Here is a 13,318-nt window from a genome sequence, read left to right as displayed (position 1 = left end):
TCAGCTATTTATCGCATAACGTGCAAACAGCCCTTTGAGAAGGGCTGTTGCTTTTTTAAAAGGACTTGTATATTAGTATATTACGAATGTCTATGTAAATCTATAAGACTTTTATTCTTTGTGATGGAATAGTCCTTAATGCTTTGAATTACCCTATTTTCTTAGCTTCTTGCAGCTTTTGCTAAATTTGCCTTTATTTAGATGAATTCTATATAATAGATTTTTTTATTTGTCTTTTTTGCCGAAAAGCGAGAAATGAACATAGCGTTTGGGGTGGGCTTTCAAGTCTTCGAGTAAACTAGCAGCATTGGCCGTTGTTGCATTCAGGTTCTGGTAAAGCTGTGGGTCGTTTAGCAGTAAGCCTACGGTATTATCTTTGCTGTTCAGCTTGTCTGTAAGTGTTCGTACGTTAGCCAGTGTAGAATCTATTTTTTGCATGGCTGCAGCATAATCGATTTGCTTGAGGTTATCGGACATGGCAATGAAATTGTCGCCGATGGTGTTCAACTTGCTTGTTAGTTGCGGGATATCATTGCTCATAAGTACCTTCAATTGTTTGCTGGTTGCATTCATGTTGGCCGTCAATTCTTCGATATTCTTTAATGATGCAGGAATGGCTGGATTGGCCAGTACTGCGTTAAGAGAACTGAGAATGGAGTCGAGCTTAGGCATCATTTGCTCGATTTGAGGCATCATGTTAGCTACCTTTTCCATCATTCCGTTGTTTAAGTATCCGGGGATGGTATCACCGATTTGGTAGCGTTCACGCGGATTGTTGGCAAGTAGTAAGTTCATGCGAACTCCTCCCAACATTTCAGCGGCCAGTTCTGCACTACTTCCTTTCGGTATACGCAAATCAGGCTCTACGTCGATTTCAGCTACTACATTTCCAGGGGCATCATAGTCGTAATAGAGTTCGCGTACGAGTCCCACTTTATATCCATCGGCGTAGACCGGGCTGGATTTTGTGAGACCGTTGACGTTTTGGAATTTGACATAAAAGTAGCTAGCAGGTTTGAACAGGTGGATACCTTTCAGGTAGTTGATACCATATACCAATATGCATAGAGCTGCAATACCGGCAATACCTATCTTTACTTCTTTTGTAATATACTTCATGATGATTTGTCTTTATTGAATGGTTATTTCTTGTTTTCTTTAAATTCGCGGATAGCGGCAGCGGTATCTATCTTTTTTCCGTTTTTGAAGGCTATGATGAAAGCGTCTTTTATCCGTTTGGAAACGTCCTTCTTAATGCGGAGTATTTCGTTGTAGTTGGTGGACGAACCGTATGTGTACTTATACAGCCCGTTTTCTTTGTAAGAATCTATACCTTTGAGACCTTTGAACTGTTTGTCTTTGGGGGATAATGGTTTAGATGAAGTCAGAATTTGTACTTTAAATACCGGGACTTGTTGGGCGACTTTCTGTGTCTTGGCAGAAGTTGTTGCAACAGATGCCTTTTTCGGTGTAGTGGAAGCAGAGGTGGTACCTTCAGGTTGTGGAACCTCAGATTGTAGAGGCTCAGCTTCAGGCAATGTGTTCCCTTTACTTCCTTCCAATCTCATTTTCTGTTCTTCTTTGTATGTCAGGAAAGCTTGGAAAATGCTGTTTGCCAGTGCTCTCTTGCCAGACTCACTGTTCAGATAGCGTTCCTCTGTCGGGTTGGAGATGAATCCAAGTTCGACCAAAATACTAGGCATTGCACTGGCTTTCAGGACCAGAAAGCCGGCTTGATGTACGCCTCGATCTATGCGTTTCCCTGTTTGTTTGAATTCTTTCTGTACTAATGAAGCCAGGTGGACACTTTGCGACATGTATTTGTCCTGCATGAATTCGAAGATGATATACGATTCTGCAGAATTGGGATTAAACCCTGCATAGCGGGTTTTGTAGTCGTCTTCGTATAAGATTACGGAGTTCTCACGTTTGGCTACTTCCAGATTAGCATCCGATTTGGCCAGACCTAATGTCCAGGTTGAAGCACCTTGCACGCTTTTATTTCCTCCGACAGAGTTGGTATGAATCGAGATAAACAAATCTGCTTTGGCTTCATTGGCAATCTCTGCTCGTCGGGCTAATGGTATAAATACATCTCTGCTGCGGGTATAGATAACACGCGTGTCAGCGCATTGCTCTTTAATCAGGTTACCCAATTGAAGAGCGACGCTAAGGTTGATGTTTTTTTCCTTGGATATTTTTCCGACAGCTCCCGGGTCATGTCCTCCATGACCGGCGTCGATGACTACGACGAACTTTTTGGATAGGTTGGCTGCCAAACTTGGGTGCATGGGCAAACAGACCATGCAAAAAGTAATATATAATATGTGATAAAGCCTGTTCAAACTCATCTATATATGAATTACTCCGCAAATGTAGTGTAATTTTGCTGAAAACTTGCCGTTTACACTAAGTTTTATTCTTTTTCCATTTATTTTGGTACAGTTTTTAGATGTTGGAGAGCATGTTTTTCATAAATAGAAGCTAATTTTGCACCGCCTAATCTGACAGAGATGGTTAGAGCAATAAAATTGGTGTAATTTATGTTGGCTAATGCTATTATTCGTTTTTTGAAAGACTGGACGCTCCCCGTGGCCATGATAGCCGGAACGTTAGCCTATTTTCTTTTTGCAAGAGTGCCGGTGCTTGCTCCAGTCAAACCTTTGGTCAATGCCTTGGTAGCAATTCTTACGCCGTTGCTGATTTTTGCCCAATTGCTACTCACGTTCTGCAAGGTAGATTTCGCAGATTTGAAGCCGAAAGCCTGGCATGGTTGGTTGCTTTTGTTTCAGACGGTTTCATGTCTTTTGCTTTCGGCATTGTTGGTCTATTGTCCGATGAACGAACTTTATCGGGAGGTGTTCGAAGGAGCTATGGTCTGTCTGATATGTCCTACGGCTACTGCAGCAGCTGTTATTACGGGCAAATTGGGTGGAAGTGCTGCTAGCTTGACTACCTATACTTTGATGTCCAATCTGTTGGCGGCCGTGGCCGTCCCGCTGGTTTTCCCGTTGGTAGAACCTCATGCGGATGTGACTTTCTGGCTGGCTTTTCTGAAAATCCTTAGCAAGGTCTTTCCGTTGCTGCTTTGTCCGTTCCTGTTGGCATGGCTCTTGCGGATTTGGTTGCCTGCTGTTCATCAATGGTTGCTGGAGCGGCATACGGCTGCTTTTTACCTGTGGGGTGTGGCCTTGGCGATTGTTTCTGGTCAAACTGTGCGTTCATTAGTCAACAGTACAGCTCCAGGCTATGTGGAGGTGCTGATTGCTTTGGCCGGACTGGTGGCATGTTGCGTTCAGTTCTATTTGGGTAAACGTATCGGTGGACATTATAAGGAACGTATCAGTGGTGGTCAGGCATTGGGTCAGAAGAATACCGTGTTGGCTATTTGGATGGCTTATACTTATTTGAATCCTCTTTCTTCAGTGGGTCCTGGCTCCTACGTGTTGTGGCAAAATATTATTAACAGCTATCAGTTATGGAAGAAAAGGAAAGCTGATTTATCCAAGGATGTGTAAGGTAGTTAGGGAATAATTTGTACTTTTGTCGTCGAAAAAGATTGTGCTTACCGTTTCTTCTGTCGTTGGAGTTATAGTCATGCAGGAGTAGGGGAAGGCATAGTCGGATAATTTTGTGAAAGTTAGATCATGAATCCAGTTGAAATTATCGATAAATATTATCAGGAGGGCAGTGAACTGCGCCATATCCTGCTGACCCATAGCCGTTCGGTTGCCGATAAGGCTTTGCAGATAGCCGACAGACATCCTGAACTGAAGGCAGACAGGGATTTCCTGTACGAAGCAGCCATGTTACACGATATTGGCATTTTTCTGACCGATGCTGACGGTATTTTCTGTAAGGGCGATAAACCTTACATTTGTCATGGCTATTTGGGCGCCGACCTGATGCGTAATGAAGGCTATCCACGCCATGCGTTGGTTTGCGAGCGGCATACTGGAGCCGGCTTGTCACTCGAACAGATCGTAGAACAGCAATTGCCTGTACCTCATCGTGAGATGCTTCCTGTCAGTATCGAGGAGCAGATTATCTGTTTCGCCGATAAATTTTATTCCAAAACCCGTCTCGACCGTGAAAAGACAGTAGAGAAGGCGAGGAATAGTCTGGAAAAATATGGAGCGGAAGGTTTGTCACGTTTCGACCGTTGGTGCGAACTCTTCTTGTAGCTATCTAATTTTCTTTAAAAAGAGCGGACAATCCATCTATTTTGTTTATTTTTGCCCCCTCCAAGCACATAACCGTATGTTTATTTGAGCATTGAAAGTAAAGACAACCATATCATTCTTATTATTGTTTCTCTTGCTGATCATTTCTGCTGAAGCCGAATCGCAGCGCAGGAACAGGAACGTTTCGCTTCCAAGGAATCAAAGAGATTCGTTGCAGACAGGCGACACGTTGCGCAATGACTCCATACCTGTCGATACATTGGCGGCAAAGAAGAAAGACGGGCTCGATGCGCCGGTGACCTATGAAGCGACGGACTCCATTGTATTCACGCAAAACGGTTATGCCCATCTGTATGGAAACAGTAAAGTGAATTATCCGCAAGCCGAACTGACTGCTGCCGTCATTACCATGAATATGGACAGCAGTACGGTCTATGCCCATGGCGTGGAGGACTCATTGGGTGTGATGCAGGGTACACCTGTCTTTAAGGATGGCGAGACGCCTTACGAAACCAATACCATTCGCTACAACTTCAAGAGTAAGCGAGGTATCATCAGCAATGTGGTGAGCCAGCAGGGTGAGGGATATGTAACGGGTAACAATGCCAAGAAGGGAACGGGTAACGAGATGTATATGAAGGATGGTAAATATACAACCTGTGATAACCACGAACATCCTCACTTCTATATGCAGATGACTTATGCCAAAGTTCGTCCTAAGAAGAATGTAGTGACCGGACCTGCCTATCTGGTGGTCGAGGATGTACCTCTGCCCTTGGCGGTTCCGTTCTTTTTCTTCCCTTTCTCCAGCAGCTACTCGTCAGGTTTTCTGATGCCTACTTATATGGACGACTCCAGCCGCGGTTTTGGTCTGACGGACGGTGGCTATTACTTTGCCATCAGTGACCAGATGGATTTGAAACTTCGTGGCGATATCTTCACGAAGGGTTCGTGGGCGCTGAATGCCGAAAGCAACTATGTGAAGCGATACAAGTATTCGGGTCTTTTCCAAGCCAGCTATCAGGTGACGAAGACAGGTGACAAAGGTCTGCCCGATTATTCTGTGTCCAAAGATTTTAAGATCGTATGGAGTCATCGTCAGGATGCAAAGGCTAATCCGAACTCCACTTTCTCGGCCAGTGTGAACTTTTCGACCAGTAGTTATGAGTTGTCCAATATTGGCAATCTTTACAACTCGCAGGCCATGACGCAGAATACCAAGACCTCGAGTATCAGTTATACCCGAAGCTTCCCCGACCAGAAGCTGACCATCTCGGCCACGTCGAACATTGCGCAAACGATGAAAGATTCATCAATTGCTGTTACTTTGCCCGATTTGACAATTTCGCTCAGTAATATTTATCCTTTTAAGCGGAAAAAGGCGGTGGGTGAAGAACGTTGGTATGAGAAAATTTCTGTTCGTTATACAGGACATTTGAAGAATAGTATCAAGACTAAAGATAATCTGCTTTTTAAGTCGAACTTGATAAAAGACTGGGAAAACGGTATGCAGCATGAAATTCCTATCAGTGCCACGTTTACCCTTTTCAAGTATTTCAACCTGACGCCTTCTGTCAATTATACCGAGCGTTGGTATACCCGTAAAATCACAAAAGGCTGGGACGAAACGGCTAACAAAGAAGTAGATACAGATACCATCTATGGGTTCCATCGTGTCTACAACTATAATGCCAGCCTCGGCTTGAATACCAAGATTTATGGTATGTACAAGCCCATCTTCCTGCCGAAGAAGGCCATTCAGATACGTCATGTCATCACTCCTTCTATCAGCCTTAGTGCTGCCCCCGACTTTACGACGTCGCGCTATGGGTATTATGATACCTATTATCGTCCGAACAGCAATGGTACGCAGGATACAGTGAAGTATTCCTATTATGCCAACCAGATGTTTGATGTGCCCAGTGGCGGTAAGCAGGGAAACGTTACGTTCAGCATCTCCAACAACTTGGAAATGAAGTATAAGGACAAGAACGACTCCATCAAGAAAGTCAGTCTGATTGACGAATTGGGAGCAAGCCTTTCCTATAATATGGCCGCTACGACAAGGCCGTGGAGCGACCTGACATTGAACGCACGATTGAAACTGACAAAGAGCTATACGTTCAGTATGAGCTCCACGTTCAAGACCTATGGTTATAAATTCGACGAACAAGGCAATGTCGTAGATAATGATCGTACCGAGTGGTCTTATGGCCGTTTTGGTATCTTCCAAGGTTATAGTTCTTCTTTCAGCTATACATTCAACAATGATACCTGGAAGAAAATCAAGGCTTTCTTTACAGGTGAAAAGGAAGAGGGCGAAGGGAAAGAAGGTGGCGAAGGAACGGAGACCGATGAGACTACAGAAGGTGAAGAAACTGCATCAGGGGGCTTGCCAAGCAAGAAGAAAACAGAGAAAGCTGCCGTGGACGAAGATGGATATATGGCTTTCAAGATGCCTTGGTCTATCAATGTGAACTACGGTTTTGGCATTACCGAAGACCGCAGTGCGGAAATCAACAAGAAGAAGATGCGCTATCCTTATAAGTATACGCAAAACTTGAGTATCAACGGCAATATCAAGATATCCAACAAGTGGGCCATCAGCTTCAATTCGGGCTACGACTTCGATGCGAAAGAGATTGTGCAGACAGCTTTCAATATTACGCGCGACCTTCACTGCTTCAGCATGTCAGCCAGCCTTTCACCTTTCGGCCGTTGGAAATACTACAACTTTACCATTCGTGCCAACGCCAGCATTCTTCAGGACTTGAAGTGGGAACAGCGCAGCCAGACACAGAGCAATATTCAATGGTATTAAAATCTATCTGTATTTGTTTCGTGTAGGAAAGCATTGCTTTGCTATGTGGAAAACGGTGCTTTCTTCCGGTAAAAGTATTGTTATCTGTATAGGGCAACATACTACATTGTGAAGCTAAAGTGCCACTTGGTGATCGTAATGTAGATGTTTAGCGAGCTCAAGTAGGTGTTTAGTGCGTTCAGTGCGTTGCTCTTTTTCTGGCTGTATATTCTTTAAATATCCGTGTCTGAAAGCCTTATTCTCTAAACAGGTTTCAATCTTTCATTCTGTTTGTAAATTGTTGATAAAGATATGGTTATGGTGAAAGGTCGTGTTTCATGTGGGTGAAACGACTGTTTTTCCGATTTTGCTTTCATAAAATTCGATCTTTCACCGTAATTGTTTTATTTTCAGTGGTTTAAAGTGAATTCATTTATAAAAGTAACTGTTTTTATCCCTATTATTTGTTCAAATACTTATGTGAAAGATTGATTTCGTGGGTGTGAAACACTGGTACTGATAGATGTCTTCTTTTCAGACTATAAAATAATCTATATAATAATTTGGTTTATAAAATAAACCTTATATCTTTGCGACAGAGTTCGAACCTGAAAACGGGATGACTGCATCCTGAAATGTAAAAACAGAATGTTGAAAACGTAAACAAGTAAGGAGGAAAACGTATGGAAGATCGTAAACTGAACGAAAAGGAGAGTTTGGAATTGATAACGCAGATGATTCAGAACACACGCCGCAATCTGGATGCAGGCGGAGGAAACATGTTTCTGTTGTGGGGATATGTAGGTGTAGTGGTTACATTGGGTGTACTGGCCGCGTGGTCTCTGACGGAAAATACCGTTGCTTTGTGGGGCTTTTGGGCTTTGCCGGTAGTGGGATGGTCGTTGTCCTGGTGGTTCGGGCGCAAGTGGCGGAAGGAACAGAGAGCGAAGGACTATACCGACCGTGTAGTAGGGCAGGTGTGGCAGATAGTCGGCATAGCCTGCTGCGCAGTGGCCGGGTTCGCCACGCTCTATCATCGTTATGAAATGATTCTGCCCCTGTGTGGCTTGCTGGTTTCGCTCGGCAGCCTGCTTACGGGCATTATTATCCGCTATACGCTGTTCTCGGGTTTGCCTTCGTGTGGGTTTGCCTGGAGCCTGGAGCAGGTTTTCGAGGTGGCAACCGACGGGGCTTCCATGGACACATTGATTATTTTTGTCCTTATTCTACTGTTTTCGTTGGTTATTCCCGGTCATGTGTTGAACCGTCGTGTGCGTAAGGATGTTTCAATTGGAAAGTGAGAAGGAACCGATATGTTTAGAGAACTGAACCCATTACTTCATAGCGAGCTCCGCTTGGCCGTGATGTCGCTGCTCATCAGCGTAGAAGAAGCGGATTTTGTCTACATCCGTCAGCAGACGGGAGCCACGGCGGGCAACTTGAGCGTGCAGATAGACAAGCTCAGCAAAGCGGGCTATGTGGAGGTGACGAAAACGTTCAAGGGAAAGATGCCCTGCACGCTCTGCAAAATTACGCCCCAGGGAGTGGATGCCTTCGAGGAATATGTGGAAGCGCTGAAGACATATATTGTGAAATAAAGATTTAAAATGAAATTGCAATGAAAATACTGGTTACTTACGCCGTTCAAGGTGAATTTACGGAACTGAAATTTCCCGGCATGCGGGGAAACGACGAAGTGCAGGTGGGCTATCTGCGTACAGGAATCGGCAAGGTGAAGTCTGCCTATTACCTGACCGATGCGCTTAATCGTCTGCAGCCCGATCTGGTGATCAATATCGGTACGGCCGGTACGGTCGGCCATCGTGTGGGCGATATCTTTGTCTGTCGTCGTTTTGTCGACCGCGACTTGCAGAAAGTACAGGGATTGGGCGTGGATTGCCGTCTCGATGTATCAGGTCTACTAGAAGAGAAAGGTTACTGCCTCCATTGGCAGGGGACGGACGGGGTGTGCAATACAGGCGACTCCTTCCTGACCGAGCTGACCGACGTGGAAGGCGACGTGGTCGATATGGAAGCGTATGCTCAGGCCTGGGTGTGCCGTGCGAAGGGGGTACCCTTTGTGGCGGTGAAGTATGTGACCGACGTCATCGGGCAAAATTCCGTCCAGCATTGGGAGGACAAGCTTTCCGATGCCCGGCGGGCTTTGGAGGCTTTCTTTGAGCGGACGGGTGGTGTCTGAAGCTATTTCAAAGTTTTGTACGACAAGATGTGCCAGCTGATGCCTGCAGCCAATAGGAGCAGCAGGACTCGAAGCCAGAGTGCTGCAATCAGGAAAGTCACGCAGTAAAGAATGGTAATCCACGTCAGGCTGACGGAAGTAATTTTGGCATGAAGCGGTATGGCCTTGTGTTCGCGGAAGTTGCGGATATAGGGGCCCAGCCGCTTCTGTCGTAACAGCCAGTCGTACAGGCGGGGTGAGCCGCGGAAGTAGAGGGCTGCTGTCAGGAGCAGGAAGGGTGTGGTGGGGAGCAAGGGCAGGAAAATGCCGGCAATGCCTAGCCCCAGCGACAGGCTTCCTAAAATGATGCAGATTACTTTCATGGCGCAAATGTAGAAAAAATAACGAAGAAATTCGTATTTTTGCCGCAGCATCGAGGTGACATTAGATGCAGAATTTATGTAGGAACATTTATTTTAGTAAGCGTATTAAACCTATGTACACAGTAGTCAAATGCATGGAGGTGTCGGCTGCCCATAGCCTGCGCCTTTCTTATCCCAGTAAGTGTGAGAATCTGCATGGTCACAACTGGATTATTACCGTCTGGTGCCGTTCGCGCGAATTGAACGAGGACGGCATGGTCGTGGACTTTACCCACATCAAGCAGACGGTGATGGACCGTCTCGACCACAAGAATCTGAACGAAGTCATCCCCTGCAATCCCACGGCCGAGAACATCGCCCGTTGGGTATGCGACCAGATACCTACTTGTTTCAAGGTAGAGGTACAGGAGTCCGAAGGAAATATGGCCATCTATGAGAAAGATTAACGAAATATTCTACAGCCTGCAGGGTGAGGGGTTCCATACGGGTACTCCTGCCGTATTCGTGCGCTTTTCGGGGTGCAACCTGAAATGTCACTTCTGCGACACGCGCCACGAGGAAGGCACGCTGATGACCGATGAAGCCATCCTGGCCGAAGTACAGAAATATCCGGCCCGCATGGTGATATTGACTGGGGGAGAGCCGTCGCTTTGGATTGACGGGACGTTGGTAGACCTGTTGCATCGGGCTGGGAAGTACATTTGCATCGAAACAAACGGTACCTGTCCCTTGCCGGAAGGTATCGACTGGGTGACCTGTTCGCCCAAACAGGGTGGCGTACTGAAGTTGACCCGCATGGACGAAATGAAGGTGGTGTACGAGGGACAGGACCTGACGCCCTACGAACAGCTGCCTGCTGCACACTTCTTCCTGCAGCCCTGCTCATGCCGGAATACGGCCGAGACGGTGGCTTGTGTGCTGGCGCATCCACGTTGGCGGCTCAGTCTGCAGACGCATAAGCTGATAGACATACAATAAGAAAACTAACCATATCATTCAATCAATCTGATGAACCCATGAAAGTAGGTTTGTTTATTCCATGTTATATCAACGCCATCTATCCCCAGGTGGGGGTGGCGTCCTACAAGTTGCTGAAGAGCCTGGGTGTAGACGTGGACTATCCGCTGGACCAGACGTGTTGCGGACAGCCTATGGCCAATGCTGGTTTCGAGAGCGAGGCTTCCAAGCTGGCCCTCCGTTTCGACGATTTGTTCAAGGATTATGACTACGTGGTCGGTCCTTCGGCCAGTTGCGTGGCTTTTGTAAAGTTGAATCATCCTGATATCCTGAAGCACGAAGGACACGTGTGTCGGAGTGCGGGAAAGATTTATGACCTCTGTGAATTCATTCACGACGTGGTGAAGCCTGACAGCCTGAGTGCACGCTTTCCCCATAAGGTGAGCATACACAACAGTTGCCATGGCGTACGTGAGCTCAATCTCTCTTCGCCTAGTGAGCGTAACATTCCTTACTATAACAAGTTGCGCGATCTTTTGGGGCTGGTGAAGGATATCGAAGTATTTGAGCCGGCCCATCCGGACGAGTGTTGCGGCTTCGGTGGTATGTTTGCCGTAGAAGAACAGGCCGTCTCGGTCTGCATGGCCCAGGATAAGATCAGGCATCACATGGAAACAGGTGCCGAATACATCACCGGGGCCGACAGCTCCTGCCTGATGCACATGCAGGGCGTCATTGACCGCGAACATCTGCCCATTAAAACCATTCATATTGTAGAAATATTGGCTTCACAACTATGAGTACCAAGCATTCAAAAACCGCCGAGAAGTTCCTCCAGAACAAGGAACAGGTGGCATGGCACAATGAGACCCTTTGGATGGTCCGTGCCAAACGAGACAAGATGAGCCGGGAACTGTCCGAGTGGGAGGACCTGCGCGAAAAGGCTTGTCAGCTGAAACTGTATTCCAACAGCCACCTGGAAGAGCTGTTGGTCGATTTTGAGGAGAACGCCACAGCCAATGGTGCTATTGTACACTGGGCCAAGGATGCGGAGGAGTATCGCAACATTATCTACGACCTGCTGCGCAGCCATGGTGTCAAGCGCTTTGTCAAGAGCAAATCCATGCTTTCCGAGGAATGCGAACTGGATCCTTTCCTGATATCCAAGGGCATCGATACGGTGGAAACCGATTTGGGCGAACGTATCCTGCAACTGATGCACCTGCCGCCCAGCCATGTGGTGCTGCCGGCCATACACATCAAGCGTCAGCAAGTGGGCGAACTGTTCGAGAAGGAGATGGGTTCTGAAAAGGGCAACTACGATCCTACTTATCTGACCCATGTGGCCCGCAAGAACCTGCGCGACATTTTTCTGAATGCTGATGCGGCCATGACTGGCGCCAACTTTGCCGTTGCCTCGACGGGCGATGTCGTGGTATGTACCAACGAAGGTAATGCCGATATGGGCATGTCCTGCCCCAAGTTGAACATTTCGGCTTTTGGGTTGGAGAAGATTGTACCCGACATGGAGGCGTTAGGTGTCTTTACCCGTCTGTTGGCCCGCTCGGGCACAGGACAACCCAGTACCACCTATACGTCCCATTTCCGCTCTCCGCGTGAGGGAGGTGAGTATCACATCATTATAGTAGACAACGGGCGCAGCGGCATGCTGGCTGATACCGACCACATCCGTCTGCTGAACTGTATCCGTTGCGGAGCGTGCATGAACACCTGCCCGGTCTATCGGCGGAGCGGTGGCTATTCGTATACCTATTTCATTCCAGGGCCAATTGGCATCAATCTGGGGATGGCACACGATCCGCAGAAGTATTACGACAATCTTTCGGCTTGTTCGCTTTGCCTTTCCTGTTCCAATGTTTGTCCGGCCAAGGTCGACTTGGGCGAACAGATTTATAAGTGGCGTCAGGGATTGAAGGCTATTGGCAAGGCCAGCAGCGAGAAGCAGTACATGTCCGGCGGCATGAAATTCCTGATGGAGCGTCCGACCCTGTTCAATGCGGCACTTTGGGCGGCTCCGATGGTGAACGGGTTGCCCCGTTTCATGAAATACAATGGACTGAATGATTGGGGCAAGGGACGTGAGCTGCCCAAGTTTGCTTCGGAATCGTTCAACGAGATGTGGAAGAAAAACAAAGTACAGGGAAAGGAGGAATCTGAGAAATGAGCAATCGTGACGAAATATTGGACAAAATACGTCGGAACACCAAGTTGCGTTTCGACTATCCCCGCTGGGAGATAAAGGCTAGGACCTATGCCGACAAGGTGAAACAGTTTTGTGAGGTCAGCCGTCAGGTGGGAGGTGATGCGGTAGTGTGGCAGGAGGGTGATACACTGGATGCCATCATTCATTCGCGTTTCCCTGAGGCGCGTAGCATTGCTTCGACTTTGACAGAGGTAACTTGCGCTACGCTGAATCCCGACGAGGTGGAGCGTGCGCAGGATTTGAACGGAGTAGACCTGGCTGTGGTGTCGGGTGAAATGGGAGTGGCCGAGAATGGGGCGGTCTGGATTCCGCAAACCGTTCGTCATAAGTTGCTGTATTTCATTGCGGAGGCATTGCTGATAGTTGTGGACCGCAACCGTCTGGTCAACAATATGCACGAGGCCTATGCTGCTTTAAAGACGGCTTCCTATCCTTATGGCGTATTCATCTCGGGGCCTTCGAAGACGGCCGACATCGAGCAGGCGCTGGTTATGGGAGCCCATGGCGCACGTAAGGTACTGGTCGTTTTGAAGTAATTTTTATCCTTGCAACAAAAAAATCCGATATCCTTTGAAGGATACCGGATTTTTT

14 protein-coding genes are annotated in these 13,318 nt (G+C 47.1%); 11 read left to right on the top strand and 3 right to left on the bottom strand.

Translation table 11 applies throughout. The features are described from left to right. Nucleotides 1-225 precede the first annotated feature (225 nt). Both BQ8005_RS09360 and BQ8005_RS09355 read right to left on the bottom strand, forming a co-directional pair. A complete protein-coding gene (locus BQ8005_RS09360; RefSeq protein ID WP_075317856.1) occupies nt 226-1,119 on the bottom strand; it encodes an MlaD family protein in 894 nt (297 codons plus the stop codon). A 23-nt stretch (nt 1,120-1,142) separates the two neighbouring features. Beyond that, complete coding sequence (locus tag BQ8005_RS09355; protein WP_075317855.1) at nt 1,143-2,351, bottom strand: N-acetylmuramoyl-L-alanine amidase family protein; 1,209 nt, start codon at nt 2,349-2,351, stop codon at nt 1,143-1,145. Between the two features lie 192 nt (nt 2,352-2,543). Here BQ8005_RS09355 and BQ8005_RS09350 point away from each other — a divergent pair, with 192 nt between their 5' ends. The 6 genes from BQ8005_RS09350 (at nt 2,544) to BQ8005_RS09325 (ending at nt 9,184) form a co-directional block, all read left to right on the top strand. Beyond that, nucleotides 2,544-3,518, top strand: coding sequence for a transporter (locus BQ8005_RS09350; RefSeq protein ID WP_075317854.1), 975 nt, complete (start codon nt 2,544-2,546; stop codon nt 3,516-3,518). Between the two features lie 129 nt (nt 3,519-3,647). Beyond that, nucleotides 3,648-4,184 carry an HD domain-containing protein gene (locus BQ8005_RS09345; protein ID WP_075317853.1) on the top strand — a complete coding sequence of 179 codons (537 nt, stop codon included), beginning with the start codon at nt 3,648-3,650 and terminating at the stop codon, nt 4,182-4,184. Nucleotides 4,185-4,275: 91 nt separating this feature from the next. Then, the gene (locus BQ8005_RS09340) at nt 4,276-7,005 is read left to right on the top strand and encodes a putative LPS assembly protein LptD (protein WP_075317852.1); all 2,730 of its coding nucleotides are present in this window, start codon (nt 4,276-4,278) and stop codon (nt 7,003-7,005) included. Nucleotides 7,006-7,667: 662 nt separating this feature from the next. Continuing rightward, the gene (locus tag BQ8005_RS09335; protein ID WP_075317851.1) at nt 7,668-8,285 is read left to right on the top strand and encodes a hypothetical protein; all 618 of its coding nucleotides are present in this window, start codon (nt 7,668-7,670) and stop codon (nt 8,283-8,285) included. A gap of 12 nt (nt 8,286-8,297) precedes the next feature. After that, on the top strand, nt 8,298-8,582 hold the full coding sequence (locus BQ8005_RS09330) for a winged helix-turn-helix domain-containing protein (RefSeq protein WP_021848352.1): 285 nt from the start codon (nt 8,298-8,300) through the stop codon (nt 8,580-8,582). Nucleotides 8,583-8,602: 20 nt separating this feature from the next. Continuing rightward, entirely contained in the window at nt 8,603-9,184 is a 582-nt protein-coding gene (locus tag BQ8005_RS09325) for a 5'-methylthioadenosine/S-adenosylhomocysteine nucleosidase family protein (protein ID WP_075317850.1), read from the top strand. A 2-nt stretch (nt 9,185-9,186) separates the two neighbouring features. On the opposite strand, the gene BQ8005_RS09320 is transcribed toward BQ8005_RS09325, so the two are convergent. Continuing rightward, entirely contained in the window at nt 9,187-9,546 is a 360-nt protein-coding gene (locus tag BQ8005_RS09320; RefSeq protein ID WP_075319091.1) for a YbaN family protein, read from the bottom strand. Nucleotides 9,547-9,659: 113 nt separating this feature from the next. Between BQ8005_RS09320 and queD the strand changes: the two genes are divergently transcribed. The 5 genes from queD to BQ8005_RS09295 are packed head-to-tail and all read left to right on the top strand — an operon-like array spanning nt 9,660 to nt 13,263. Continuing rightward, a complete protein-coding gene (gene queD, locus BQ8005_RS09315; RefSeq protein ID WP_075317849.1) occupies nt 9,660-9,992 on the top strand; it encodes a 6-carboxytetrahydropterin synthase QueD in 333 nt (110 codons plus the stop codon). Beyond that, the gene (locus BQ8005_RS09310) at nt 9,979-10,524 is read left to right on the top strand and encodes a 7-carboxy-7-deazaguanine synthase QueE (protein WP_075317848.1); all 546 of its coding nucleotides are present in this window, start codon (nt 9,979-9,981) and stop codon (nt 10,522-10,524) included. The genes queD and BQ8005_RS09310 overlap by 14 nt, the downstream gene beginning before the upstream one ends. Nucleotides 10,525-10,562: 38 nt before the next feature. After that, nucleotides 10,563-11,303, top strand: a complete 741-nt coding sequence (locus tag BQ8005_RS09305) for a (Fe-S)-binding protein (RefSeq protein ID WP_075317847.1) — start codon at nt 10,563-10,565, stop codon at nt 11,301-11,303. After that, on the top strand, nt 11,300-12,688 hold the full coding sequence (locus BQ8005_RS09300; protein ID WP_075317846.1) for a lactate utilization protein B: 1,389 nt from the start codon (nt 11,300-11,302) through the stop codon (nt 12,686-12,688). Before BQ8005_RS09305 ends, BQ8005_RS09300 begins: the two co-directional genes overlap by 4 nt. Beyond that, nucleotides 12,685-13,263, top strand: a complete 579-nt coding sequence (locus BQ8005_RS09295) for a LutC/YkgG family protein (RefSeq protein ID WP_075317845.1) — start codon at nt 12,685-12,687, stop codon at nt 13,261-13,263. The genes BQ8005_RS09300 and BQ8005_RS09295 overlap by 4 nt, the downstream gene beginning before the upstream one ends. Nucleotides 13,264-13,318: the final 55 nt, after the last annotated feature.

This window comes from Bacteroides togonis, assembly GCF_900130135.1.
Classification (GTDB): Bacteria; Bacteroidota; Bacteroidia; order Bacteroidales; family Bacteroidaceae; genus Bacteroides; species Bacteroides pullorum.
This window is presented reverse-complemented; position numbering and strand designations above follow the sequence as displayed.

Coding starts and splice junctions, on each gene's coding strand:
- BQ8005_RS09360 (WP_075317856.1), bottom strand. CDS start 1,119: ATGAAGTATATTACAAAAGAAGTAAAGATAGGTATTGCCGGTATTGCA.
- BQ8005_RS09355 (WP_075317855.1), bottom strand. CDS start 2,351: ATGAGTTTGAACAGGCTTTATCACATATTATATATTACTTTTTGCATG.
- BQ8005_RS09350 (WP_075317854.1), top strand. CDS start 2,544: ATGTTGGCTAATGCTATTATTCGTTTTTTGAAAGACTGGACGCTCCCC.
- BQ8005_RS09345 (WP_075317853.1), top strand. CDS start 3,648: ATGAATCCAGTTGAAATTATCGATAAATATTATCAGGAGGGCAGTGAA.
- BQ8005_RS09335 (WP_075317851.1), top strand. CDS start 7,668: ATGGAAGATCGTAAACTGAACGAAAAGGAGAGTTTGGAATTGATAACG.
- BQ8005_RS09330 (WP_021848352.1), top strand. CDS start 8,298: ATGTTTAGAGAACTGAACCCATTACTTCATAGCGAGCTCCGCTTGGCC.
- BQ8005_RS09325 (WP_075317850.1), top strand. CDS start 8,603: ATGAAAATACTGGTTACTTACGCCGTTCAAGGTGAATTTACGGAACTG.
- BQ8005_RS09320 (WP_075319091.1), bottom strand. CDS start 9,546: ATGAAAGTAATCTGCATCATTTTAGGAAGCCTGTCGCTGGGGCTAGGC.
- queD (WP_075317849.1), top strand. CDS start 9,660: ATGTACACAGTAGTCAAATGCATGGAGGTGTCGGCTGCCCATAGCCTG.
- BQ8005_RS09310 (WP_075317848.1), top strand. CDS start 9,979: ATGAGAAAGATTAACGAAATATTCTACAGCCTGCAGGGTGAGGGGTTC.
- BQ8005_RS09305 (WP_075317847.1), top strand. CDS start 10,563: ATGAAAGTAGGTTTGTTTATTCCATGTTATATCAACGCCATCTATCCC.
- BQ8005_RS09300 (WP_075317846.1), top strand. CDS start 11,300: ATGAGTACCAAGCATTCAAAAACCGCCGAGAAGTTCCTCCAGAACAAG.
- BQ8005_RS09295 (WP_075317845.1), top strand. CDS start 12,685: ATGAGCAATCGTGACGAAATATTGGACAAAATACGTCGGAACACCAAG.